The 24,837-nt window shown below is 72.0% G+C and carries 23 protein-coding genes; 11 read left to right on the top strand and 12 right to left on the bottom strand.

Annotated features, from left to right (window positions below):
- Positions 1-4: 4 nt before the first annotated feature.
- Genes ACZ607_RS03810 through hisD form a run of 4 tightly spaced genes read right to left on the bottom strand, consistent with a single transcriptional unit; the run spans position 5 to position 3,196 of the window.
- Positions 5-172 (bottom strand): hypothetical protein, encoded by a 168-nt coding sequence (locus ACZ607_RS03810; protein ID WP_164493711.1) that lies wholly within the window; start codon positions 170-172, stop codon positions 5-7.
- Positions 169-762, bottom strand: coding sequence for an imidazoleglycerol-phosphate dehydratase HisB (gene hisB, locus ACZ607_RS03805; RefSeq protein ID WP_031098999.1), 594 nt, complete (start codon positions 760-762; stop codon positions 169-171). The genes ACZ607_RS03810 and hisB overlap by 4 nt, the downstream gene beginning before the upstream one ends.
- Positions 759-1,877 (bottom strand): histidinol-phosphate transaminase, encoded by a 1,119-nt coding sequence (locus ACZ607_RS03800; protein WP_469731369.1) that lies wholly within the window; start codon positions 1,875-1,877, stop codon positions 759-761. The genes hisB and ACZ607_RS03800 overlap by 4 nt, the downstream gene beginning before the upstream one ends.
- The gene (gene hisD, locus ACZ607_RS03795; protein ID WP_469731367.1) at positions 1,874-3,196 is read right to left on the bottom strand and encodes a histidinol dehydrogenase; all 1,323 of its coding nucleotides are present in this window, start codon (positions 3,194-3,196) and stop codon (positions 1,874-1,876) included. The genes ACZ607_RS03800 and hisD overlap by 4 nt, the downstream gene beginning before the upstream one ends.
- A 160-nt stretch (positions 3,197-3,356) precedes the next feature.
- Here hisD and ACZ607_RS03790 point away from each other — a divergent pair, with 160 nt between their 5' ends.
- The 5 genes from ACZ607_RS03790 (at position 3,357) to ACZ607_RS03770 (ending at position 7,941) form a co-directional block, all read left to right on the top strand.
- Entirely contained in the window at positions 3,357-4,958 is a 1,602-nt protein-coding gene (locus ACZ607_RS03790) for an oxidoreductase (protein ID WP_469731365.1), read from the top strand.
- Positions 4,959-5,180: 222 nt separating this feature from the next.
- The gene (locus ACZ607_RS03785; RefSeq protein ID WP_469731363.1) at positions 5,181-6,215 is read left to right on the top strand and encodes a hypothetical protein; all 1,035 of its coding nucleotides are present in this window, start codon (positions 5,181-5,183) and stop codon (positions 6,213-6,215) included.
- An 11-nt stretch (positions 6,216-6,226) separates the two neighbouring features.
- Positions 6,227-7,003, top strand: coding sequence for an LON peptidase substrate-binding domain-containing protein (locus tag ACZ607_RS03780; protein ID WP_469731361.1), 777 nt, complete (start codon positions 6,227-6,229; stop codon positions 7,001-7,003).
- A 16-nt stretch (positions 7,004-7,019) separates the two neighbouring features.
- Positions 7,020-7,520, top strand: coding sequence for a Cys-tRNA(Pro) deacylase (gene ybaK / locus ACZ607_RS03775; RefSeq protein ID WP_469731359.1), 501 nt, complete (start codon positions 7,020-7,022; stop codon positions 7,518-7,520).
- Between the two features lie 22 nt (positions 7,521-7,542).
- Positions 7,543-7,941 carry a TraR/DksA family transcriptional regulator gene (locus tag ACZ607_RS03770; RefSeq protein ID WP_469731357.1) on the top strand — a complete coding sequence of 133 codons (399 nt, stop codon included), beginning with the start codon at positions 7,543-7,545 and terminating at the stop codon, positions 7,939-7,941.
- A 21-nt stretch (positions 7,942-7,962) separates the two neighbouring features.
- On the opposite strand, the gene ACZ607_RS03765 is transcribed toward ACZ607_RS03770, so the two are convergent.
- The 5 genes from ACZ607_RS03765 to ACZ607_RS03745 form a co-directional block, all read right to left on the bottom strand.
- On the bottom strand, positions 7,963-8,136 hold the full coding sequence (locus tag ACZ607_RS03765) for a hypothetical protein (protein WP_164493710.1): 174 nt from the start codon (positions 8,134-8,136) through the stop codon (positions 7,963-7,965).
- 97 nt (positions 8,137-8,233) lie between these two features.
- The gene (locus ACZ607_RS03760; RefSeq protein ID WP_469731355.1) at positions 8,234-8,944 is read right to left on the bottom strand and encodes an ABC transporter permease; all 711 of its coding nucleotides are present in this window, start codon (positions 8,942-8,944) and stop codon (positions 8,234-8,236) included.
- Positions 8,945-8,978: 34 nt separating this feature from the next.
- Positions 8,979-9,827, bottom strand: a complete 849-nt coding sequence (locus ACZ607_RS03755) for an ABC transporter permease (protein ID WP_469731353.1) — start codon at positions 9,825-9,827, stop codon at positions 8,979-8,981.
- Positions 9,828-9,882: 55 nt separating this feature from the next.
- Complete coding sequence (locus tag ACZ607_RS03750) at positions 9,883-10,866, bottom strand: ABC transporter ATP-binding protein (RefSeq protein WP_469731848.1); 984 nt, start codon at positions 10,864-10,866, stop codon at positions 9,883-9,885.
- 130 nt (positions 10,867-10,996) lie between these two features.
- A complete protein-coding gene (locus tag ACZ607_RS03745) occupies positions 10,997-12,265 on the bottom strand; it encodes an NYN domain-containing protein (protein WP_469731351.1) in 1,269 nt (422 codons plus the stop codon).
- A gap of 268 nt (positions 12,266-12,533) precedes the next feature.
- Here ACZ607_RS03745 and ACZ607_RS03740 point away from each other — a divergent pair, with 268 nt between their 5' ends.
- Positions 12,534-12,713, top strand: coding sequence for a hypothetical protein (locus ACZ607_RS03740; RefSeq protein WP_469731350.1), 180 nt, complete (start codon positions 12,534-12,536; stop codon positions 12,711-12,713).
- A gap of 79 nt (positions 12,714-12,792) precedes the next feature.
- Here ACZ607_RS03740 and dnaE read toward each other — a convergent pair whose 3' ends face one another.
- Positions 12,793-16,329 (bottom strand): DNA polymerase III subunit alpha, encoded by a 3,537-nt coding sequence (dnaE, locus tag ACZ607_RS03735; RefSeq protein ID WP_469731348.1) that lies wholly within the window; start codon positions 16,327-16,329, stop codon positions 12,793-12,795.
- A 169-nt stretch (positions 16,330-16,498) separates the two neighbouring features.
- Here dnaE and ACZ607_RS03730 point away from each other — a divergent pair, with 169 nt between their 5' ends.
- The 4 genes from ACZ607_RS03730 (at position 16,499) to ACZ607_RS03715 (ending at position 21,314) form a co-directional block, all read left to right on the top strand.
- Positions 16,499-17,824, top strand: a complete 1,326-nt coding sequence (locus tag ACZ607_RS03730; RefSeq protein WP_469731346.1) for a DUF2252 domain-containing protein — start codon at positions 16,499-16,501, stop codon at positions 17,822-17,824.
- Between the two features lie 87 nt (positions 17,825-17,911).
- A complete protein-coding gene (locus ACZ607_RS03725; protein ID WP_469731344.1) occupies positions 17,912-18,634 on the top strand; it encodes a hypothetical protein in 723 nt (240 codons plus the stop codon).
- 45 nt (positions 18,635-18,679) lie between these two features.
- Positions 18,680-19,495: a DsbA family protein gene (locus ACZ607_RS03720; protein WP_469731342.1), complete on the top strand. Its 816-nt coding sequence runs from the start codon at positions 18,680-18,682 to the stop codon at positions 19,493-19,495.
- A 148-nt stretch (positions 19,496-19,643) separates the two neighbouring features.
- Positions 19,644-21,314 carry an alkaline phosphatase D family protein gene (locus ACZ607_RS03715; protein ID WP_469731340.1) on the top strand — a complete coding sequence of 557 codons (1,671 nt, stop codon included), beginning with the start codon at positions 19,644-19,646 and terminating at the stop codon, positions 21,312-21,314.
- 61 nt (positions 21,315-21,375) lie between these two features.
- On the opposite strand, the gene ACZ607_RS03710 is transcribed toward ACZ607_RS03715, so the two are convergent.
- On the bottom strand, positions 21,376-21,954 hold the full coding sequence (locus ACZ607_RS03710; protein ID WP_469731338.1) for a dienelactone hydrolase family protein: 579 nt from the start codon (positions 21,952-21,954) through the stop codon (positions 21,376-21,378).
- 37 nt (positions 21,955-21,991) lie between these two features.
- Here ACZ607_RS03710 and ACZ607_RS03705 point away from each other — a divergent pair, with 37 nt between their 5' ends.
- Positions 21,992-23,134: a mechanosensitive ion channel family protein gene (locus ACZ607_RS03705; RefSeq protein WP_469731336.1), complete on the top strand. Its 1,143-nt coding sequence runs from the start codon at positions 21,992-21,994 to the stop codon at positions 23,132-23,134.
- Between the two features lie 28 nt (positions 23,135-23,162).
- Here the strand turns inward: ACZ607_RS03705 and ACZ607_RS03700 are convergent, their stop codons facing one another.
- On the bottom strand, positions 23,163-24,749 hold the full coding sequence (locus ACZ607_RS03700; RefSeq protein WP_469731334.1) for a Na+/H+ antiporter: 1,587 nt from the start codon (positions 24,747-24,749) through the stop codon (positions 23,163-23,165).
- Positions 24,750-24,837: the final 88 nt, after the last annotated feature.

Genomic DNA, 24,837 nt, shown 5'->3' with positions numbered 1-24,837 from the left:
TTCCTCAGTCCCAGAGTCCCTGGATCCGCATGATGCCCGCCACCAGGCACATCACGGACCCGATCCCGAGGAGCACGACGACGCCCTTGGGCATGCCCTGCTTCCAGAAGGAGTAGACACCGCCGGCCAGGAAGAGGCCGACGATGATCAGAACGGTGTTGAGGCCGGTCACAGGGCGCCCTTCGTGGACGGAAGGATGCCGGCCGCGCGCGGGTCGTGCTCACTGGCGTACCGCAGGGCGCGGGCCAGCGCCTTGAACTGGCACTCCACGATGTGGTGGGCGTTGCGGCCGTACGGGACGTGGACGTGGAGGGCGATCTGCGCCTGGGCGACGAAGGACTCCAGGATGTGCCGGGTCATCGTCGTGTCGTACTCGCCGATCATCGGCGCCATCTTCTCCGGCTCGGTGTGCACCAGGTAGGGGCGGCCGGAGAGGTCGACGGTGACCTGGGCGAGCGACTCGTCCAGCGGGACGGTGCAGTTGCCGAAGCGGTAGATGCCGACCTTGTCGCCGAGCGCCTGCTTGAAGGCGGCGCCGAGCGCGAGGGCGGTGTCCTCGATGGTGTGGTGCGAGTCGATGTGCAGGTCGCCCTCGGTCTTGACCGTGAGGTCGAAGAGCCCGTGGCGGCCGAGCTGGTCGAGCATGTGGTCGTAGAAGCCGACCCCGGTCGCGACATCGACCTTGCCCGTGCCGTCGAGGTTGATCTCGACGAGTACGGAGGTCTCCTTGGTGGTCCGTTCCACCCTGCCTACGCGGCTCATGCGTCGTGCTCCTTCTTCAGTTCGCGCACCGCATCGAGGAACGCGTCGTTCTCTGCCGGGGTGCCCGCGGAGACCCGCAGCCACCCCGGTACGCCGTTGTCCCGCACCAGGACGCCCCGGTCGAGGATCTGCTGCCAGGCGGTGCGGCTGTCGGCGAAGCGGCCGAACTGGACGAAGTTGGCGTCCGAGTCGGTGACGGCGAAGCCGAGCTCCCGCAGCCCGTCGACCAGCCGGTCCCGCTCGCTCTTGAGCTGCGCGACGTACCCGAGCAGCGTATCGGTGTGCTCCAGGGCGGCGAGCGCCGTGGCCTGCGTGATCGAGGAGAGGTGGTACGGCAGCCGCACCAGCTGGACCGCGTCGACGACGGCGGGGGCCGCCGCGAGGTAGCCGAGGCGCAGGCCCGCGGCGCCGAACGCCTTGGACATGGTGCGCGAGAGCACCAGGTGCGGGCGGCCCTCGATCAGCGGGAGCAGCGAGGGGTGGTGGCTGAACTCGCCGTACGCCTCGTCGACGACGACCATCGAGGGCCGGGCGGCCTGGGCCGCGTCGTACAGGGCGACGACGGTGTCCGCGTCCACGGCGGTGCCGGTGGGGTTGTTGGGCGAGGTGATGAAGACGACCTCGGGCCGGTGCTCGGCGATGGCCTTCTTCGCGGCCTCCACGTCGATGGTGAAGTCCTCGTTGCGCGGTCCGGAGATCCATCCGGTGCCGGTGCCTCGGGCGATGAGGGCGTGCATCGAGTACGAGGGCTCGAAGCCGATCGCGGTGCGCCCGGGCCCTCCGAAGGTCTGGAGCAGCTGCTGGAGGACCTCGTTGGAGCCGTTGGCCGCCCAGACGTTGGCCGCGGCGACCTCGTGTCCCGCGGTGCGGGTGAGGTAGCGGGCGAGCTCGGTGCGGAGCTCCACGGCGTCCCGGTCGGGGTAGCGGTTGAGGTCGCGGGCGGCCTCGCGGACGCGCTCGGCGATGCGGTCGACGAGCGCGTCGGGCAGCGGGTAGGGATTCTCGTTGGTGTTCAGCCGGACGGGTACGTCGAGCTGGGGCGCCCCGTACGGTGACTGGCCGCGCAGCTCGTCGCGGATCGGGAGGGCGTCCCAGGCGTTGTTCACGTTGCTCACTGCTGCGGAACCTTCCAGCCGAACCTGGCCTTGAGGGCGGCGCCGTGGGCGGGGAGGTCCTCCGCCTCGGCGAGGGTCACGACGTGGTGGGTGACCTCGGCGAGGGCGTCGCGGGTGTAGTCGACGATGTGGATGCCGCGCAGGAAGGACTGCACGGACAGGCCCGAGGAGTGGCAGGCGCAGCCGCCGGTGGGCAGGACGTGGTTGGAGCCGGCGCAGTAGTCGCCGAGGGAGACGGGCGACCAGGGGCCGACGAAGACCGCTCCGGCGTTGCGGACCCGGTCGGCGACGGCGGCGGCGTTCTCCGTCTGGATCTCCAGGTGCTCGGCGGCGTAGGCGTCGACGACCTTGAGGCCGTCCTCGATCGAGGAGACCAGGACGATCGCGGACTGGCGGCCGGAGAGCGCGGGCTCGATCCGGTCCGTGACGTGCTTGGTCGCGGCGACCTGGGGTGCCAGCTCGGCCTCGGTGGCGGCGGCCAGCTCCTCGGAGTCGGTGACGAGGACGGCGGCGGCCATCGGGTCGTGCTCGGCCTGGCTGATCAGGTCGGCGGCGACGTGCACCGGGTCGGCGCTCGCGTCGGCGAGGATCGCGATCTCGGTGGGGCCGGCCTCGGCGTCGATGCCGATACGGCCCTTGAGGAGGCGCTTGGCGGCGGCGACGTAGATGTTGCCGGGGCCGGTGACGAGGTTCACGGGCGGGCAGTCCTCGGTGCCGTACGCGAACATCGCGACGGCCTGGGCGCCGCCGGCGGCGTACACCTCGTCCACGCCGAGCAGGGCGCAGGCGGCGAGGATCGTGGGGTGCGGCAGTCCGCCGAACTCCTTCTGCGGCGGGGAGGACACGGCGAGGCCCTCGACGCCCGCCTCCTGGGCGGGGACGACGTTCATCACGACGGAGGACGGGTAGACCGCACGCCCGCCCGGCACGTACAGCCCGACGCGCTCGACGGGCACCCACTTCTCGGTGACCGTCCCGCCGGGGACGACCTGGGTGGTGTGCGTGGTGCGGCGCTGCTCGCGGTGGACGAGGCGGGCGCGGCGGATCGACTCCTCCAGGGCCGCGCGCACGGCGGGGTCGAGCTGCTCCAGCGCCTCGGTGATCGCGCCGGCCGGGACCCGGACCGAGTCCAGACGCACGCCGTCGAACTTCTCCCCCCACTCGATCACTGCCGCCGAGCCACGATGGCGTACGTCCTCGCAGATGGGCCGCACCGTCTCCAGGGCGGCTTCCACGTCGAACTCGGCACGGGGCAGCAGGTCGCGCAGGGCGCCGCCCTCGGGGAGGGCGGTACCGCGCAGATCGATTCGAGAGATCACACCGCAATTCTCTCAGACCGGTTCAGCCGTCCGGTCGCCCGTATCACTGGCTGATACATGTCCCGGCTGTCACTGCTGACCGTTAGCTTTCACACGGTCACACAGAGGGAAGAACGAGGGTACGGGGCGCGGGGTGATCCGCGCGTGCGGAGGTGATGCAGTGACGGCACCGCAGGACGGCGAGATCCCCGACGGGCTGAGCGCCGCAGAGCTGGGCATGTGGCAGTCCTTCCGGAACGGTACGACCTACGATCTGCGCTCGCACGATCCGGTGCGCGACGATCCGTTCGCCCCGCATCCCTGGGGCCCGGAGCGCAGTGTCGGCGCGCGCACGGTGGCCCGGCTGCTCCTGGACGGTCCGCCCGCGCGCCCGGGCCGGGTGGCCGCGCTGAAGCTCCGGGGCGTGCGGATCACCGGGAAGCTGGACCTGGCGGGCGGCCGGGTCTCCCCGTACGTCGAGCTCACGGGCTGCCGCTTCGAGCAGGAGGTCGTCGTGCCCGAGTGCCACTTCACCACCCTGCGGATGGTGGGGTGCGCGGTGCCGAGGCTGGACGCCGCCCGGCTGCACACGGAGGGCGACCTGCACCTGCCGCGCTGCCGGGTCGAGCGCGGTATCCGGCTGACCGACGCCCAGATCGGCACGGACCTGCTGATCAACCAGATCGCCATCGGCCCCGACCGGCGCGGGCGCGCCTTCGTGGGCGACGGGATGTCGGTGGCGCAGGACCTGCAGGCCGAGATGATCGAGACCCGCGGCGAGCTGAGCCTGCGCGGGGCGAAGGTCGGCGGTTCGCTGAGCCTGCGCGGCAGCCGGCTGCGCGCCACGGACGGGCGGCGGGCGCTGAACGCCCCGCAGCTGAGCGTGGAGCGCACGCTGTACATGACTGAGGCCTGGGTGAGCATCGACACGGGGAACCAGGGCACCACTCCCCCGTACGGCATCGCCCGCGGCGGCGGTCCCGCGCGCGGGACGCGCGCGCAGGTCTTCGAGTGCCGGGGCGCGGTGCGCCTCGACGACGGGCGGTTCGGGGACGCGGTGGACCTGCACAAGGCCCGCTTCGTGCTGGCCGACCGCGAGGAGCTGTCGCTGCGCAGGATCGTCACGCCCGAGCTGCGCTTCAACGCGGAGCGCCCCCGGGAGGGCCGGGTCGTGCTGAACGGCGCGAAGGTGGTCACCCTGATCGACGTGTCGACCAGCTGGCCGGGTCCGGGCGGCCTGGCGATGGGCGGCTTCGTCTACGAGAACCTCGTCCCGTACGGCCATTTCCCGCTCTCCCGCCGCCTGGAGTGGGTGCTGGCCGCGACCCCGGAGTACGTCCCCGAGCCGTACGAGCGTCTGGCGGCGGTGCTCCGCAGCTGCGGGGAGGACGCGGACGCCCGAGAGGTGCTGCTGGCCAAGCAGCGGCGCAGGCGCGAGACGCTGCCGCCCGCGGGGCGGATCTGGGGCTACCTCCAGGACTGGACCGTGGCCTACGGCTACCGGCCGGGCAGGGCCCTGGTGTGGATGACCGTGCTGTGGGCGGCGGGGGCGGTGGCCTTCTCGCAGTACCGCCCGGAGTCGATCAAGGGGGGCGAGCATCCGCAGTGGAATCCCGCGCTCTACGCGCTGGATCTGCTGGTGCCGGTGATCGATCTCGGGCAGGACGGCTACTGGCTGCTGGAGGGCGGCTGGCAGTGGGCCGCGGCGGCTCTCGTGCTGCTGGGGTGGATACTGGCCACCACGGTGGCCGCCGGCGCGTCCAGGCTGCTGCGGCGGGGCTGACCGGAGGACGGCGCCCCGTCGGGCGGGATCCCTGGCGGGGCGGCGGTCGAAAGGCCGGTCGAGGCTCGGCAGGACGGGCGGTCATCGGAAGCGGAAAGGCCGGGATCAAGCCAGCCGAGGGCGCTTCCTTTGCCCTTTCTTGACCTTGTCCAGGGCAACCCTCCCACTCGCTACAGAAGCTTCACAGCGGCCCTCTGGCGCCGTTCCCACCAGGGCTTTTCAATGGTCTGCACCATGGCTTTCCTTCGCGCTCTGCTGACCTCCGCGCGTACGTTCCGGTACGGCCCCGGCCTGTCCGCCGGGCTGCCGTCGGACGACGCGGTGATGCTCGACGCCCCCGACGAGCGGCTCTCGCCCGCGCTGGTGGCGGCGGCCCTCGGCGACCACGAACCCGCCGCCAAGCTCCTCGCCACCACCCGGGACGCCGCCGACTGGGAGACCCGCGACCGCACCCTGGCCCGGCTGGTGGCCTTCGCGCACGGTCGCGACGGATGGCTCACCGGGTGGCTGGCCGCCTCCCCGCGCGATCCGGACGCCCTGCTCGTCAAGGCCGCGCTGGCGGTGCGCCGCGCCTGGGAGTCCCCCGCCCACGCCGAGCTGCTGCGCGAGGTGGGCCCGCTGATCACGGCGGCGGCCGAGGCCGATCCCCGCGACCCGGTGCCGTGGCGGCTCGCCCTCGACCACGCCCGGGGCACGCATGCCACGCACACGGTCTTCGAGTCGCTCTGGGAGCAGGCCGTGCGCCGCTCCCCGCACCACTACGGCAGCCATGTCTCCGCGCTGCGGTACCTCTCGGCGGAGTGGTACGGCTCCCACCGCGAGTGCTTCGACTTCGCCGAGCAGGCCGCGCAGGACGCCGCCGGGGACTCCCTGGTGCAGGCGCTCCCCGTACGGGCCGCCTTCGCCCTGCTGCGGGACGAGGAGGCCGCCGCGCGGGCGAACTCCGTGCAGGCGGACCGGGTCGACGCGGCCGCCGACCTCGCGATCAGGTTCTCGGCGGGTTTCCCTCCCGGCGACCCCTGGCCGGCGGAGGTCCGTAACCTCCTCGCCTACGTCCTGGTGGCGCGGGGCCGGGCGGCCGAGGCGCTGGAGCAGTTCCGGCTGATCGGGGCGTACGCCACGTCCTTCCCGTGGGCCTCCGTGACCGGGGAGGCGCTCGGGGGATTCCTCGACGCCCGGGCGGATGTCCGGCTCAGGGTGGCCTCTTCCACGCCCCTGTACGGGCGGCCGGAACACAGCGGGCGCCGTGGCCATTAGGCTTGGCGGCTGTGACCACCGCTCGCCTGCCTCTCTTCCCGCTGAACGCGGTGCTGTTCCCCGGCCTCGTGCTGCCCCTCAACGTCTTCGAGGAGCGTTATCGCGCCATGATGCGCGAGCTGCTCGTGATCGACGAGGACGAACCGCGCCGCTTCGTGGTGGTCGCGATCCGCGACGGCCGCGAGACCGCCCCCACGGCCACCGGGATGCCGGACACGGTCGCCGCGGCGCCCCCCGTGGAGCGGGCGCCCGCCGACGGTTTCGGTCCCGATCCCATCCAGACCTTCCACCGGGTCGGCTGCGTCGCGGACGCGGCGAAGATCCGTGAGCGCGCCGACGGCAGCTACGAGGTCCTGGCGACCGGCACCACCCGGGTGCGGCTGCTCTCCGTGGACGCGAGCGGCCCGTTCCTGACGGCCGAGGTCGAGGAACTGCCGGAGGACCCGGGGGCGGCCGAGGGCGAGGGCTCCCCCACGGACGAGGCGGGGGCGCTCGCGGACGGCGTCCTGCGGGCCTTCCGCAGCTACCAGAAGCGGCTGGCCGGGGCGAGCGAGCGTTCCCTGACGACCGGCGCGGACCTGCCCGACGACCCCTCCGTCGTCTCGTACCTGGTGGCCGCGGCCGCCGTGCTGGACGTCCCGTCGAAGCAGCGGCTGCTCCAGGCACCGGACACCGCGACCCGGCTGCGCGAGGAGCTGGCGCTCCTGCGCAAGGAGACCGCCGTCATCCGGCACCTGCCGTCGCTGCCGGCGACCGATCTGACCCGCGACCCCACGTACCCCAACTGACCCGAGGACCTGCCCGGTGGCGAAGAAGTCCAGGAAGCAGCAGCCCGGCGGGACCCCGGCCACGGTCGCCCTGACCGCGGCCGGCACCGCGTTCACGGTCCACTCGTACGACCACGACCCCGCCTCCCCGTCGTACGGCGAGGAGGCGGCCGAGGCCCTGGGGGTCCCGGCCGACCGGGTGTTCAAGACGCTGGTCGCCGATGTCGACGGCGAGCTGGTCGTCGCCGTCGTCCCCGTCGCGGGATCCCTGGACCTCAAGGCGCTGGCCTCGGCGGTGGGCGGCAAGCGGGCGGCCATGGCGGACCCGGCCGCGGCGGAGCGCAGCACGGGCTATGTGCGGGGCGGCATCTCTCCCCTGGGCCAGCGCAGGCGTCTGCGTACGGTGCTGGACGCGTCGGCCGGGTCCCATCCCACGATCTGTGTCTCGGCGGGCCGCCGCGGCCTGGAGGTCGAGCTCTCCGCCGGGGACCTGGCCGCCCTGACCGAGGCCACGCTGGCCCCGATCGGCCGGGCGTAGACCCGGTCCGGTGGTCCGCGGAATGCGGACCCGGGGTGCGACCGTTCTCGCCTGCGTGAACGATGTCCCTTCCCACGAGGTGGTCCGGGAGCTGCTGGCAGCGGAACGCCGCGACACGGATGCCCGTATCGCGGCGTTGCACAGTGACTTCGAGGGGATCGTCGAGGCGAACGCGCTGGTGGCGGTCGACGACGAACACGACCCCGAGGGATCCAGCACCGCCTTCGAGCGGGCCCATGTCGCCTCGCTGCTGGCTCAGGCGCGGGACCACCTGGAGGAGGTGGACCGGGCCCTGGAGCGTCTGGAGCGAGGCGACTACGGCCGCTGCGAGGGGTGCGGTGAGCCGATCCCACCGGGCCGTCTGGAGGTGCGCCCGGCGGCGACGACCTGTGTACGGTGCGCCGCCGGCGCGCCCCGCTGAAGCCCGGGGCGGAAGGCGCCCTCAGTGCTTGAAGGCGTCCTTCGACTTCTCCTTGGTGCCCCGGCCCTTGCCCCTGGCCTCCAGTGCCGCTCCCTTGGCCGCGGTGGTGTCGTCGCCGACCGCGTGGGCCACCTTGCGTACGGCCTTCCCGACGATCTGCTCGGTCTTGGCCTTGGACTTCTCTCCGGCACTCATGTCGGTCCTTTCGTAGGCGTTCACCCACTCGCCTGCCCTCGACCCCGGCGCGGAAACGACCGGATGTGAGCAGGAGGCACCGGACAGGACCGGTCCGCTACGGACGCTCCGGCCGGCCGCCCTCGGCCCCGGGCTCCGCCGGCGCCGGGCCGAAGGCGTTGCCCGGCCCGGACTCCGTCTGCGGGGTCCCGTAGGAGCCCGGCCACTCCGGCTCGGGGTCCCTCGGCCCGAAGAGCGCCGTCAGGCCCAGGTGGACGATCATCGCCGCGATGGGCCAGGCAAGGATCGCCGCTCCCACGGCGTGCAGCTCCAGCGGTGCGTCGAAGGTGACTCCCTTGCCGACCTCCTTGGCATGGGCCACCACGTCGGACGTCGGCCCGAGCCATGTGCCGGTCCCCCACGCCAGCAGGGAGCCCAGCAGCCCGCCCAGGGCGAGCCCCACCACCAGCGGGATGCCCCCGCGCCGGCGGAGGAGGAAGACGACGGCCGCCGAGACGAGACCGAAGGCGAGGCCCAGCAGCACGAACGTGCCGTCGGCCCCGATGGCCTGCTCGCCCTCGCTGTTCTTGAGGAACACGGCGGAGTCGTCGGAGACGAGCGGCACCCGCGGTGCCAGCCACAGCCAGAGCAGCCCGAGGCCGATTCCCGCGACGGTCAGCACCGCGGCGATCAGCGCGGCCTGGCGCAGCTCCGCGCTCCGCTCGTCCGGGCCCGGCTGCTCGGCGTGCGCGAGATGGGACCCGGAGGGCGGGGCCTGCCACGGGTCGTTCGGCTGGGGCTGGTGCGGCGGCGTCAACGGTGCGGTCACGCTGCCATCGTGCCAGGCCGGCCCGTGCGCCGCCTCACCGGACCGCCGCACGCCGGTACGCCCAGGCGGCCACGGCCAGCGAGAGCACACCGACCGCCGCGCACACCGCGAGGTCGAGGGCGACGACCGCCCAGTCGGGGTGCGCGTCGAAGGACCGGGCGAGCGCCTCGACACCGTACGTCGAAGGGAGCAGGTCCCGTGCCCACCCGACCGGCCCCGGCAGCCGCTCGGCCGGGAGCACGCCCAGCAGCAGCGCCGCCGACATGCCCAGCTGCCCGAGCAGCGTCGCCACCTCCTGCCGGGGCGCGAGCAGGCCGAGCGCGGCGCCGAGACCGGAGAGCGCGGCGCCGGAGAGCGGGATGACGGCGACGAGCACCCACAGGTGCGTCATCGGGAGCCCGAAGAGCGCGCTGCCGGTCACCGCGGTGACGATCGTGCCCGGCACGGTGAACGAGGCGTACGCGCCCGCCGCCCCCAGCACCACCGCGGCGGGCGGCACCGGCAGCGTCGCGTAGTGGTCGAGCCCGCCGCCGGCCCGGAGCTGGCCGAAGTACTGGGCGAGCAGATTGAGCGCGACGAAGGCCACGACCAGCACGCTGGACCCGGCGACGACGGCCCGCGCCTCCGTACCGCCGTCGACGACGCCCCGCATCAGCACCATGATGCCGATGGACTGGAAGGTCGCGACGAACAGCAGCGGGATCCGCGCCACCCGGGCCCGTGAGAGCTGTGCCCGGTACACGGCGGCCAGCGACGGAAGCAGCCTGGCCCGTGGCGCGAGGTCCGCGGGAGCGGTACGGACGGGGCGGTCTGCGCGCACGGCGGAGGTCCTCACCTTCGGCACGGCCACTTTCGCGGGCTCCGTGGGAACGATGCTGGTCACCTGGGAGTGCTCCCGTCCGAATCCGACCCGTACCGCGACACGTCCACCGTCCTGCTCACGCCTTCACCAGTCCCTCGGAGGCCCTGGCGGCGTCCCCGCCGAGCGCCAGATAGACGTCCTCCAGGCTGGGGGTGGCCAGCGTGAAGTCGTCGAGCGAGGAGAACGCCTCCCCGCCGGTCACCGCGGCCACCGCGGCCCGCGCCTCGTCGGGGCCGAGCCGCAGCACCCACTTGCGCCCCGACTCCTGCGCCGACTCGCGGAGCGCGGCCACCTCCGGGACGTCCAGCGGGGCGCGCTCGCGCCAGACCAGCTCGACCCGCACCTCTCCGGCCACCTGCTCCTTGAGCCCGGCCGGGGTGTCGCAGGCGATGACCTTGCCGCGCTCCATGACGGCGACCCGGTCCAGGACCGTCTCCGCCTCGATGACGTTGTGGGTGACGAGCAGCACCGTCGCCCCGTGCTCGGCCCGGCGCCGGTCGACGGCGGCCCATACGGAGCGGCGGGCGACGGGGTCCATGCCGGTCGTCGGCTCGTCCAGCACCAGGACCGGACGCTCGCCGACCAGGGTCGCGGCGAAGCAGGCGAGCCGCCGCTGGCCGCCGGACAGCTTCTTCAGCGGGCGTCCGGCGAGGCCGGTGAGCCCGAGCTCCTCCAGCACCTCGTCGCGGGCGGCCCGCGCCTCCCGTACGGGCAGGCCCCGCAGCCGCCCGGTGGTCTCCGCGGCGAGCGACACGGTCAGCTCGTCGAGGGCGGTGGACTCCTGGCCCAGGTAGCCGATGAGGCGCGAGGCCCGCTCGGGGTGGCGCACGAGGTCGTGCCCCAGCACCTCGACGCTCCCGGAGTCGGGGCGCATCAGCCCGGTGAGCTGGCGCACCAGCGTGGACTTGCCCGCGCCGTTGGGCCCGAGCAGTCCGAAGATCTCGCCGCGCCGGACATCGAGGCGGACCCCGTCGGTGGCGCGCACCTCGGGGGTGGCGGCCCGGCCGCGCCGGCCGCGGACGGCCGGGTAGGTCTTGACCAGATCACGCACCGCGCACACGGTCCGCACCTCTGCCGTGCCCGTGCCCTGCGCTGCGCCCGTAGCCTGTGCTGTGCCCGTACTCACGAGGGATGAGCCTACGGGGTCGGATGCCCCGTATTGCGTCCGGGGCCGGGCAGTGCCGCCCCGCTCACTCCCCCGCGGGAGCGTGCTCCGCGGCGGCCCGTACGTCGATCTCGCGCCAGAACCCCGCGCGGATGGCATAGCGGTCGTGCTCGTCGATCTGGTCGTCCTTGTGGGCGAGCAGCCCGAAGCGGGCCGCGTATCTCAGCAGTTCGCCGTCGATGCGGTGCGGGATGCGGGGGTACATCGTGGACAGCTTCTGCAGGTGGACGGTCTCCGGCAGCCTCTCCATCCAGCGCCGGGCGAAGACCTGGCCGACCTCGAAGGGGTCACCGCCGACGGTGGTGATGTCCTCCTCCCGGTCCGCCCAGCGCTGTTCCGCGCTGGTGAGCTGGGCCAGGGTCGGCAGGGACGCGGTCTCCGCCGGTTCGCCGAGCGGCCCCCCGCGCTCGACCCAGCCCTTGTCGGACGACCAGCGCAGGGTCGCGTTGGGGGCGGGCGGCTGCGGGGTGTGCGGGGCGCTCTGGGCTCCGGGGGCGCGCAGGCTCGCCAGGTCCTTGGGGGTGGGGACGCCCTTGTGACCGGGAGCGGGCTGGGGGTGCGGGGCGGCCTGCGGCTCCGCGGCGCCCGTGCCGGTGCCGGCGCCGTTGCGGGCGGCGGCCTGGGCCTCCGAGGCGCGCTCGGCGGAGGCGGCGAGGGCGGCCTCGGGCAGCGGCGCGGAGAGGATCGCGGCGATCTCGGGGCGCGGGACGGGCGGGGGCGCGCACACGCCGCCCGTCTCCTTGGCCCGTACGGCCTTGGTGATCCAGGCCCGGTCGAGCACCCGGCGCTCGTCGGCCTCGGCGACGAGGTCCTCGGACTGGTTGTAGTCACCGTCGGCGGCCTGCACGGCCCAGAGGTGGACGGCGACGCCGTGCTCCTTGGCGGACATGAGCCCGGGCAGCAGATCGCCGTCACCGGTCACGAGCACCACGTCGGAGCAGGCGCGGTTCCTGGCCAGCTCGGTCAGCTCGGCGTGCATGGCCGCGTCGACACCCTTCTGCGCCCAGCGGCCGTCACTGCGGGTGAGCGCGCCCAGCCGAACGGTCACCCGGGGCATGACCCGCAGCCTGCGGTGCTCGGGCTGCGGCACGCGGTCGGGCGCGCCGTCGAACCAGTAGATGCGCAGCAGGGGCTGTTCCGTATCGGCCTCCGCGCGCTCGCGCAGGCCCTGGATCAGGGCCGCGTGGTCGACGGTGATGCGGGAACGGGCGGGCTCTCCGGCCAGCAGACTCGCGGCTGCGCCCAGCAAGTAGCCGGCGTCCACCAGGACGACGCAACGGTCCACGCGTTCCACCCTCTTCCAACTCGGGAGCGGATCGGCGGGCCCTGACGTGGGGGTGGGTCCGCCGGCCCGGGGTTCGCTTACTCAGGGTTTCCTTCGAGTCTGCCCGACGGCAGGGGGGTTAAGGTCCGGAACTCGATCATCGGCGTGGCGGATCGGGAAGCGGCGCATGATACCTCCCCTACTACGCTCGGTAATGATCCAACATGCGGCCTTTCCGGTGCTATGTGAGTCTGACAGCGGTTCTGGACCCCCCAGATCTCTCTCAGGAGGCATCACGATGGCGAAGAACAAGAACCGCAAGCAGGGCAGCCAGCACGACCGCGCGTCCGCCGCCGAGCGCGGCGCCGAGGACTCCAAGTCGACGTCGTACGAGTCGCAGACCCAGCCCCTTTCGCAGGCGCAGGGCAGCCCGGCCGACGTCGCGCGCAAGCACCAGAAGCGCTTCGGCCACAACTGACGGCCCACCGGGCCGACAGGCCGAGAGGGGCGCCCCGCCGCATGGCGGGGCGCCCCTCTCGCGGGTTCGGGTGCGGTCGTCAGCCGGCCAGGCAGGACGGGCCGAGCAGCACCTTCAGGTCGCCGAAGAGCGCGGGGTCCGGCTTGACGCGGTGCCGGTCGAGCCGGAGGACGGTGGTCTTGCGCGGGCCCTGGAGCCTGATCCGCACCTCGGTGTCGCCCCGGTGGTTGCTGAGGACCTCGCCGAGCCGGCTGACCATGGGCGGGGTGACCCGGACCGTGGGGATGGTCAGGACGACGGGCGCGTTGGTCCCCGCGTTGGAGATGTCGGGGACCTGCATCTCCATGGCGACCAGGCGCGGCACGTCCTCGCGCTTGTCGAGGCGTCCCTTGACGAAGACGACGGTGTCCTCGACGAGCTGGGTGGAGACCAGCTGATAGGTCGCGGGGAAGAACATGCACTCGATGGAGCCGGCGAGGTCCTCCACGGTCGCGATGGCCCAGGCGTTGCCCTGCTTGGTCATCTTGCGCTGGAGGCCGGAGATGATGCCGCCCACGGTGACGATCGCGCCGTCGGAGTGCTCACCGCCGGTGAGCTGCGAGATCGCCGCGTCCGACTTGTCGGACAGGACGTGCTCCAGGCCGAACAGCGGGTGGTCGGAGACGTACAGGCCGAGCATCTCGCGCTCCTGCGCGAGGAGGTAGGACTTCTCCCACTCGATGTCGGAGAACTCCACGTCGAGGCCGAAGCCCGGTTCGTCGCTGTCCGTCTCGCCGCCGCCGAACAGGTCGAACTGTCCCTCGGCCTCCTTGCGCTTGACCTGCACCACGTTGTCGATCATCGGCTCGTGGTGCGCCACGAGCCCCTTGCGGGTGTGCCCCATCTCGTCGAAGGCGCCGGCCTTGATGAGCGATTCGACGGTGCGCTTGTTGCAGACGACCGCCTCGACCTTGTCGAGGAAGTCGGGGAACGTGGAGTACTTCCCCTTCGCCTTGCGGCACCTGATGATCGAGTCCACCACGTTCTGCCCGACGTTGCGGACGGCGGTGAGCCCGAAGAGGATCACGTCGTCACCCTGGGCGGCGAAGTTCGGCTCGGACTCGTTGACGTTCGGCGGGAGGACCTTGATGCCCATGCGCCGGCACTCGTTGAGGTAGACCGCCGACTTGTCCTTGTCGTCCTTGACGGAGGTCAGCAGGGCCGCCATGTACTCGGCGGGGTAGTTCGCCTTGAGGTAGGCGGTCCAGTAGGTGACCAGGCCGTACGCCGAGGAGTGCGCCTTGTTGAACGCGTATCCGGCGAACGGCACCAGGACGTCCCAGAGCGCCTTGATGGCCGCGTCGGAGAAGCCGTTCTTCTTGGCGCCGGCCTCGAAGAGGACGAAGTTCTTCGCCAGCTCGTCGGCCTTCTTCTTGCCCATCACGCGGCGCAGGATGTCGGCCTCGCCGAGCGAGTAGCCGGCGACGATCTGGGCGGCCTTCTGCACCTGCTCCTGGTACACGATGAGGCCGTAGGTGAGGCCGAGGACCTCCTTGAGCGGCTCCTCCAGCTCCGGGTGGATCGGGGTGATCTCCTGGCGGCCGTTCTTGCGCTCGGCGTAGTTCGTGTGCGAGTTCATTCCCATCGGGCCCGGCCGGTAGAGGGCCGAGACGGCGGAGATGTCCTCGAAGTTGTCGGGCTGCATCTGGCGCAGCAGCGACCGCATGGGGCCGCCGTCGAACTGGAACACCCCGAGCGTGTCACCGCGGCAGAGCAGTTCGTACGTCTTGGGGTCGTCCAGCGGCAGGGAGAGCATCTCCAGGTCGATGCCCTTGTTGGCCTTCACCATCTTGATGGCGTCGTCCATGATCGTCAGGTTGCGCAGGCCGAGGAAGTCCATCTTCAGCAGGCCGAGCGACTCGCACTGCGGGTAGTCCCACTGCGTGATGGTGACGCCGTCGGTGTGCCGCACCCAGACCGGGGCGTGGTCGACGATGGGCTCGCTGGACATGATCACGCCGGCGGCGTGGACGCCCATCTGCCGGACGAGGCCCTCGACGCCCTTGGCGGTGTCGATGACCTTCTGGACGTCCGGCTCGTTCTCGTACATCCCCCGGATCTCGCCCGCCTCGCTGTAGCGCGGGTGCTTGGGGTCGGTGATGCCGCTGAGGTCGATGCCCTTGCCGAGGACGTCGGCGGGCATGGCCTTGGTGAGGCGGTCGCCCATCGCGTACGGGTAGCCGAGGACGCGCGCGGAGTCCTTGATGGCGTTCTTGGCCTTGATCTTGCCGTAGGTGCCGATCATGGCGACCTTGTCGGCGCCGTACTTCTCGGTCACGTACCGGATCACCTCGACGCGCCTGCGCTCGTCGAAGTCGATGTCGACATCGGGCATGGAGACGCGCTCGGGGTTGAGGAAGCGCTCGAAGATCAGCCCGTGGGTGATCGGGTCGAGGTCGGTGATGCCCATGGCGTACGCGACGATCGAACCGGCGGCGGAGCCACGGCCGGGGCCCACGGCGATGCCGTTGTTCTTGGCCCACATGATGAAGTCGGCGACGACGAGGAAGTACCCCGGGAACCCCATCTGGATGATGATGTCCATCTCGTACTCGGCCTGCTTCTGCCGGTCCTCGGGGACGCCTCCCGGGTAGCGGCGCCCCATGCCGACCCGGACCTCCTCCTGGAACCAGGTGACCTCGGTGAAGCCCTCCGGGATGTCGAACTTCGGCATCAGGTCGCGCTTCTCGAACATGCCGGTGGTGTCGATCTGCTGCGCGACCAGGAGGGTGTTGGCGCAGCCCTCCTGCCAGGCGTCCGAGGAGTCGACGGCGTACATCTCGTCGGTGGTCTTGAGGTAGTAGCCGGTGCCGTCGAAGCGGAAGCGGTCCGGGTCGGAGAGGTTCTTGCCGGTCTGGATGCAGAGCAGCGCGTCGTGCGCCGTCGCCTCGTGCGCGTACGTGTAGTGCGAGTCGTTCGTCACGAGCGGCGGGATGCCGAGCTTCTTGCCGATCTCCAGGAGACCGTCACGGACCCGGCGCTCGATCTCGATGCCGTGGTCCATCAGCTCCAGGAAGTACCTGCCCTCGCCGAAGATGTCCTTGTAGTCGGAGGCCGCCTGGACCGCCTCGTCGAACTGGCCGAGCCGCAGCCGGGTCTGCACCTCGCCGGAGGGGCACCCGGTGGAGGCGATCAGGCCCTCGGACCACTGGGAGATGGTCTCCTTGTCCATACGGGGCCACTTCTGCAGCCAGCCCTCGGCGTACGCGTCCGAGGAGAGCTTGAAGAGGTTGTGCAGGCCGGTGCTGTTCGCCGCCCAGATCGTCTTGTGGGTGTAACCACCGGAACCCGAGACGTCGTCCCGCTTCTGGTGGGGCTGGCCCCACTGGATCTTGCGCTTGTGCTTGCGCGACTCGGGGGCGACGTAGGCCTCGATCCCGATGATCGGCGTCACCCCGGCCTTCTGGGCCGAGTGGAAGAAGTCGTAGGCGCCGTGGAGGTTGCCGTGGTCGGTCATGGCGATGTGCGACATGCCCATCGTGTTCGCCGCCTCGAACATGTCCTTGAGCCGCGCGGCACCGTCCAGCAGCGAGTACTGGGTGTGGACGTGCAGGTGCGTGAAGGGCGGCTTGGTCACGGCGCTGTGCCTCCGGGGAAACTCGGGATGACGGCTGGGGTCGACAGCGTGGAAGTCTACGTCTCCGCGGTGACGAGCGGCGGGCACTCCGGGGTACGGTCGCGCGTTGGAAGAGCGGGGACGCCCGTCCCTTTTGTCATGAACGCCATGTACCAGGAGGCACCCAGCGATGTCGGACACGCAGACCGGCGCAGAAGAGCGCGGGGAGCAGATCCTCGCCGTTTTCGACACCGCGTTCGGGCAGCTCCTGGCCGCCGACCCCGCCGCCTTCCGGGTCAAGTTCCGCAAGATGGCGGGCTCGGCGTTCGCGTTCTACCGGGGCTCCGCCGGCCTCTTCTACGCCGACCTGGACCGTGAGCAGCACTCCGGCGCCTATCTGGACGAGCGCACCAGCCGGGTGTGGATCCACGGCGATCTGCACGCCGAGAACTTCGGCACGTACATGGACGCCAACGGCCGGCTCGTGTTCAACGTCAACGACTTCGACGAGGCGTACGTGGGCCCGTTCACCTGGGACCTCAAGCGCTTCGCCGCCTCCGTCGCCCTGATCGGCTACGCGAAGGCGCTGGGCGACGACCAGATCACCGAGCTCGTCCGGACCTACGCCGCCGCCTACCGGGAGCGGATCCACGCCCTGGCGACGGGCGCCAAGAACGACGAGGTGCCCCCCTTCACTCTGGACACCGCCGACGGCCCGCTGCTCGGCGCGCTGCGCGACGCCCGGGCGCTGACCCGGTTCGGGCTGCTGGACTCGATGACGGAGATCCGGGACTTCGAGCGCCGCTTCACCGCCGACGGCGGCGCGATCGACCTGGACGCGGCGACGCGCTACAAGGTGCTGGCCGCGTTCGACGGCTATCTGGAGACGCTGCCGGAGTCGAGCCTCGCCCGGCCCGACTCGTACCGGGTGAAGGACGTCGTGGGCCGCCGGGGCATCGGCATCGGGTCGGCGGGCCTGCCCTCGTACAACATCCTCCTGGAGGGCAACAGCGACGCCCTGGAGAACGACGTGGTGATCTACGTCAAGCAGGCGCAGACCCCGGCCGTCTCCCGGCACATCACGGACGCGGCCGTGCGGGACTACTTCCAGCACGAGGGCCACCGCACGGTGATCTCGCAGCGCGCGCTCCAGGCGCACGCCGACCCGTGGCTCGGCTGGACGGAGCTCGACGGCTCAGGGCAGCTGGTCGCCGAGGTCTCCCCGTACGCGGTCGATCTGGACTGGTCCGACATCGACGAGCCGGAGGAGATCGCGGCGGTGGTCGCCGATCTCGGACGGGCCACGGCGACGATGCACGCGGCGGCGGACGACGAGAGCGGGCACTCGCTGGTGCCGTTCTCCACGGAGCGGGCGATCGACGCGGCCATCGCGGCCGACGAGGACGGCTTCGCGGAGCTGCTGGTGGACTTCGCGCACGGCTACGGCGCCCGGGCCCGCGCCGACCACCAGATCTTCGTCGACCTCTTCCGCAACGGCCGTATCCCGGGCCTGTAGGACCCGCGCGCGGGAGACCCGGGCCCCGGGCCTCCCGCGGCGGTCCTTAGGGCTCGCTTACAGGAACGCATGACACACTCTCCGGCGATGGACGTATCAGGGACCAGGATCAGAGCGGTACGCGCGGCGCTGTTCACCGCGCTCGTCGTCACGCTCTCCTCCGCGTCCCATGTGCTGCTCTCCCGGGTTCCGCTGCCGCTGACGGTCGTGGCGCTGCTGGCGGGGGCCGTCTTCGCCGTGGCGTTCGCGCTGGCCGGCCGGGAGCGCGGCTTCGGTGCGATCGCCGGGCTGCTGGTCCCGCTGGAGCTGGCCGCCGACACGGTGTTCACCACCGGCCAGCACCTCTGTTACGGGGCGGCGGGCGGCCCGATCGCGGGTCCGCTGCGCTCCGTGGGCGTCGACGTGCTCTGCGGCGGTGAGGCCGCGAGCGGCGCCGACGGGCTCTCCGGTGTGGCGTCGGTCGGCACCCCGCTGGCCGGGGTGACGGGCCAGGACGGTCACGCCGCCGCCCTGCTGGCCTCGCCGGGGCCCGCGGTCCCCTGGCTGCTGCTGGCCGCGCACGTGGCGGTGGGCCTGCTGGCCGCCGCCTGGCTGCGGCGCGGCGAGTCGGCGCTCGCGGGACTGCTGCGCGCGGCGGCGGCCGTGGCCTTCCGGCCGCTGCTCACCGCGGTCGCCGTGGTGGGCACGGCGCGGCGGCGCGCCCGGCCCGCCCGGGCCGCCGGCCGCCCGCACCCGCTCGCACCGGTCCGCTTCCTGGTGCACTCCGTGGGACGGAGGGGCCCGCCGCTCCCGGCCTTCACCTCTGCCTGAGAGCCGCGGAAAGTCCCCTTTCGAACCCCCTTACGGAGCACCCCCATGAGCAAGCGCAACAGCCAGGCCAACAAGTCCGCCGCCCGCGAGCGGCTGCGCGCGGAGCGCGAGCGCCAGGCCAAGAAGGACAAGGTCCGCAAGCAGGTCGTCGTCGGCGTCTCCGTCGTGGCCGTGCTCGCCGTCGCCGGCGCGGTCAGCTACGGCGTGATGCAGCTGAACAAGCCGTCCGCCTGGGAGGCGGCGGCCGACGCGAAGAACGTCACCGCCCCGAAGAACACCTCGGGCGACGACGGCACGACCGTCGTGATCGGCGAGTCGAGCGCCAAGAAGACCCTGGAGCTGTACGAGGACTCGCGCTGCCCGATCTGCGCCACGTTCGAGCAGACGGTCGGCGAGACCGTGGCCAAGGACGTCGACGCGGGCAAGTACAAGATCAAGTACGTCGGTGCGACCTTCATCGACAACTCGGACAGCGGCGAGGGCTCGAAGAACGCCCTGAGCGCGCTGGGCGCGGCGCTGAACGTGAGCCCCGAGGCCTTCCTGGAGTACAAGACCGCTCTGTACTCCGCGAAGTACCACCCCGAGGAGACGAACGACAAGTTCGCCAAGGACAGCTACCTGATCGAGGTCGCGGACTCCGTGGACGCCCTCAAGGGCAACAAGGCGTTCCAGAAGGACGTCGAGGACGGCACGTACGACGCCTGGGCGATCAAGATGTCCAAGGCGTTCGACAAGAGCGGTGTCAAGGGCACGCCGACGCTCAAGATGGACGGCAAGACGCTCACCGCCGAGGGCAGCGACAACGCCCCCATGACCGTGGCCGACTTCAACACGGCGGTCACCAAGGCGCTGAAGGGCTGACCCGTCCCCACGGGCCTGCCCGTGACGGGAGATCCGGCGGCCCGGCGGGGACGGCGGACGTAACTCCTGGCGACATCCGGCCAACAGGCGGGCGAACTTCCTTTGTTCGCCCGCCTGTTCGCTCTACCCGCCAGTAGGGTGATGGTCCGTGACCAGACGACACCTCTCCGCGACACCCAGCCGCCGCACGGTCGTCAAGGCCGCCGCCGCCACCGCGGTCGCCGGCTCCGTGCTCACCGCCACCGCCGCCGGCGCCCACGCCGCCGACGGCCCCGCCTTCCTGCACGGCGTCGCCTCGGGCGACCCCCTGCCCGACGGCATCCTCCTGTGGACCCGCGTCACCCCGACCCCCGACGCCCTGCCCGGATCGGGCATCGGCGGCGACACCCCGGTGATCTGGGAGATCTCCGAGGACAAGGCCTTCTCCCGGGTCGCGGCCCGGGGCACGGCCGTCGCACGGGCCGCCTCCGACCACACGGTCAAGGCCGACGTCCGCGGGCTGCGCCCCGCCACGACGTACTGGTTCCGCTTCTCCGCCCCGCCCGGCGGTACCGAGGGCGGGCAGGGCGTCGTCTCCCCCGTCGGCCGCACCCGCACGGCGCCCGCCGCCGGCGCCGCCGTCCCGGGGATCCGGTTCGGCGTGGTGTCCTGCGCCAACTGGGAGGCGGGCTGGTTCTCCCCCTACCGCCACCTCGCGGACCGCACCGACCTGGACGCCGTGCTGCACCTGGGCGACTACATCTACGAGTACGCGTCGGGCAGTTATCCGACCCAGGACACCGTCGTACGCCCCCACGCCCCGCTCCACGAGATCACCACGCTCGCCGACTACCGCCTGCGGCACGGCACGTACAAGACGGACACCGACCTCCGGACCCTGCACGCCACCCATCCGGTGATCGCGATCTGGGACGACCACGAGTTCGCCAACGACGCCTGGTCCGGGGGCGCCGAGAACCACACCCCCGGCACCGAGGGCGCGTGGACCGCCCGGGTCGCCGCCGCGAAGCAGGCGTACTTCGAGTGGATGCCGGTCCGCGCCTCGACCGAGGGCACCGTCTACCGGCGTCTGAGCTTCGGCCGCCTCGCCGAGCTGCACCTGCTCGACCTGCGCAGCTTCCGTTCCGAGCAGGCCTCGATCGGCAACGGCGCGGTCGACGACCCGGAGCGTACGATCACGGGCCGGGCCCAGCTGGACTGGCTGAAGGCCGGTCTGACGGCGTCCGACGCCCGGTGGAAGCTGGTCGGCACCTCGGTGATGATCTCGCCGGTCGCCTTCGGGGCGCTGCCGGCCCATCTCCTGGCCCCGCTGGCGGAGCTGCTGGGGCTGCCCGCGGAAGGGCTCGCCGTCAACGTCGACCAGTGGGACGGCTACACGGACGACCGCAAGGAGCTGATCTCCCATCTGCGGGACGGCGGCATCTCCGACACGGTCTTCCTCACCGGCGACATCCACATGGCGTGGGCCAACGACGTGCCGGTGAAGGCGGCGACGTACCCGCTGTCCGCCTCCGCGGCGACCGAGTTCGTGGTGACGTCGGTGACCTCGGACAACCTGGACGACATCCTGCGGGTGGCCCCGCAGACCGTGTCGCTCGTCGCGGCGGCCGCGGTGCGGACGGCCAACCGCCATGTGAAGTGGGTCGATCTGGACTCGCACGGCTACGGCGTCCTCGATGTGACGGCCGAGCGCTCGCAGATGGACTACTACGCGGTCTCCGACAAGACCGACAAGGACGCGACGTCGTCCTGGGTCCGCTCCTACCGCACGCTCAGCGGCACCCAGAAGATCGAGCGGGTGAACGCGCCGGTGCGCTGACCGGCCAGGGCCAGGGTCCGGGCAGGGCGGGGCACCGGGGTGCGCCGCCCTGCCCGGCCGGCTACAGCGTGGCGAGGAAGCCGAGCGCGACCTTCCAGGTCAGCTCGGCGGCCTCCTGGTCGAAGTCGGGCAGCTCGGGGTCGGTGTACAGGTGCCCGGCCCCGGGATAGCGGTAGATCTCGACGTCGGCCCCGGTGCGCTGCATCTGGAGGTACCAGCTGTTCAGCCAGTCCGGCGACTCGAACGCGTCGGGGTCGGCGACGTGCAGCTGCACGGGCAGCTCGTCCACCGAGGCGTTCTCGGCGATGTCCGACGTGCCGTGGAGGAGCAGCAGCCCGCGGGCCTTCGCGTCGCCGAGCGCGAGGGTCTGCGCCACGGAGGCGCCGAAGGAGAATCCCGCGTACACGAGACCCTGGTCGGAGTAGGGCGCGGCGGCCAGTACGGCGCGCTTGAGCAGCTCGTCCTTGCCCACCTGGTCCTTGAAGGCCATTCCTTCCTCGACCGTTTCGAAGGTGTGCCCCTCGAAGAGATCGGGCACGCGCACCTCGTGCCCGGCTGCGCGCAGCCGCTCGGCAGACGCGTGCACGGCCGGCCTCAGACCGTAGGTCGAGTGGAAAAGCATGATGTTCATGCGCTCCATGGTGCCAGGCCCGCCCCGACTCTTGGAGGACGACGGAATGGAGAACGTACTGCGACCGCTGCTCGTGCTGGGCGGGTCGCTGGTGATCACCCTGCTGGTGGGATGGCTGGTCGATCTGCTGCTGCGCCGCGCCGACAGCCGCCATCACGAGACGCCCCTCTGGGGCCTGCTGCGGCTCTGCCGTCCGCCTCTCCAGGTGGTGCTCTGCACGGCCCTGCTGAGGGCGAGCTTCGGCCAGCTCCGGCTCGACGTGGTGCGGGACCACCGGGCCGCGATCGGCCAGGTCCTGACCCTCGTGCTGATCGCCGCGTCGGCCTGGCTGGTGATCCGCGTGGCCGCCACGATCGTCCAGTCCTCGTACGCCCGTTACGCGACCTCCACGCGTGATCCCGCCCGGGTCCGACGGGTCCGGACCCAGGTCACGCTGATCCAGCGGGTGGTCACCGCGGTGGTGGCGACCGTCGCGGTCGCCGCGATGCTGCTCACCTTCCCCGCGATGCAGACCGTCGGCACGTCGATGCTGGCGTCGGCCGGTGTGCTCGGCATCGTCGCCGGTGTCGCGGCCCAGTCGACCCTCGGCAACCTCTTCGCCGGCTTCCAGATCGCCTTCGGCGACATGGTGCGGCTCGGCGACACCGTGGTCGTGGACGGGGAGTGGGGCACGGTGGAGGAGATCACCCTGACCTTCCTCACCGTGCGCACCTGGGACGAGCGGCGGTTCACGATGCCCGTGTCCTACTTCACGAGCAACCCGTTCGAGAACTGGTCGCGCGGCGGCGTGCAGATGTCCGGCACCGTCTTCTTCCAGCTCGACCACTCGGCCCCGGTCGCCGCGATGCGCGACAAGCTGCGCGACATACTCGGCGAGTGCGCCGCCTGGGACGGCCGCGACTGGTCCCTGGCCGTCACGGACACCTCCCCGACCACGATGGAGGTGCGGGCGGTGGTCACCGCGAAGGACGCCGACGACATCTGGACGGTGCGCTGCGCGGTGCGGGAGCAGATGATCGGCTGGCTCCGCGACCACCATCCGTACGCGCTGCCCCGGGTCGTGACCTCGCCCGCGGCGCTGCCGCCGGGCGACCACTGGCGGGAGCTGACGGGCGCGGACACCGGCGGGACCCCGGCCAACGGCCGTGTGCCGACCCCGGACAAGGCTCCCCGCACCGGGCGCGGCTGACCCGCCGCCGCGGCCGTGAGCCGGCCGGTCAGCGCAGGCTGTGCACGTCCAGGAAGCGCAGCACCCGGTCCACCACCTCGGGGTCCGAGCCCGGCTCGCTGCGGGCGTCGAGCACCGCGTGGCGGGCGGCCGACATCATCTCGCGCTGGATCCGGCCGACCTCCTTGAACCGCTCGGCCCGCTGCGCGTAGGCGTCGCGACGGTCCTCGTCGACCATGTCGGGGCTGATCCTCGCCCCGATGTCGTACGCCGCGCGCTGGAGCCGCTCCAGCACCTCCTCGGGGAGCTCCTCGGTGTTCTGGACCTCCTTGAGGCGGGCCTTGGCGGCCCTGGCCGCGCGGATCGCGAGTTCTCGCTCCAGTGCCTGTTCCGCGTCGGTGTCCGCCCGGACGCCGAGCTTGCGCACCAGCCACGGCAGGGTGAGGCCCTGGAGGACGAGGGTGACCATGATGACGACGAAGGCGATGAAGACGATCTCGTCCCGGCCGGGGAACGGCTTGCCGTCGTCCGTCTCCAGCGGGATCGCGAGCGCCAGCGCGACGGAGGCCACCCCGCGCATCCCGGCCCACCACATGACGACGGTCTCCCGCACGCTGGTGGGGATCTCCTCGCTCACGTCACGGCGGGTGTGCAACCGCTTGGCCAGCCAGCTGGCGGGCAGCAGCCACACGAGGCGTACGCCGACGACGACCGCCGCGACGCCGAGCCCCCAGCCGAGCAGGGTCAGTTCGCGTCCGTCGGCGGTGCCGAAGACGTTGTGGAGTTCGAGGCCGATCAGGCCGAAGGCGACACCGGTGACGAGGGTGTCGACGATCTCCCAGAAGGACCGTCCGGTGAGCCGGCCGAGGACGTCGTCGGCGTCGGCGGTGTGCTCGGCGAGGAAGAGCGCGGTGGTCAGGACGGAGAGCACGCCCGAGCCCATCAGCTCCTCGGCCAGGACGTAGCTGACGAACGGCACGAGCAGCGTCAGGCCGACCTGGAGGGTGGCGTCGCCCAGGTATCCCATCAGTTTGATGGTGAGCCAGCCGAGCACCAGGCCGACCACCACGGCGACCACGGCGGACAGGACGAGCAGCCCGAAAGCGGCGGGCAGCGAGAAGGTGCCGCTCACGGCGGCGGCGATCGCCACGTGGTAGAGCACGATCGCGGTGACGTCGTTGAACAGCCCCTCGCCCTCCAGGACCGACACGAGCCTGCGCGGCAGCCCGACCGAGCCGGCGACGGCGGTCGCCGCGACCGGGTCGGGCGGGGCGACGAGCGCGCCCAGGGCCACGGCCGCTGCGATGGGCAGACCGGGCACCAGCGCGTTGGCGACCGTGGCGACGGCCGCCGTCGTGACGAAGACGAGGGCGACGGCCAGCAGGAAGATCGGCCGCCGGTTGGCCGCGAACTGCCGCCAGGAGGTGCGCTGCACGGAGGCGTACAGCAGCGGGGGCAGGACGGCCGGGAGGATGAACTCCGGAGGGATGTCGACGTCGGGGACGAAGCTGGCGAAGGCCATGACGATCCCGGCGAGCGTCATCAGGATCGGTGCCGGGAGACGCAGGCGCTCCCCGAGCGGCACCGTGACCACCGCTCCGAGCAGGAGCAGGAGCAGGAGTGCCATCTGGTCCACGTTGTGCCTTCCGCAGCGCGCCGGGCCCGGGCCCGTTGATCAGCCGATGAGCCCCCAGCGTGCCATGTGTGCCCCGCGGACCTGCGGC

This window comes from Streptomyces sp. NPDC104381 (assembly GCF_055583745.1).
The sequence above is the reverse complement of the archived record's forward strand: the minus strand, read 5'-3'. Positions and strand labels throughout refer to the sequence as shown.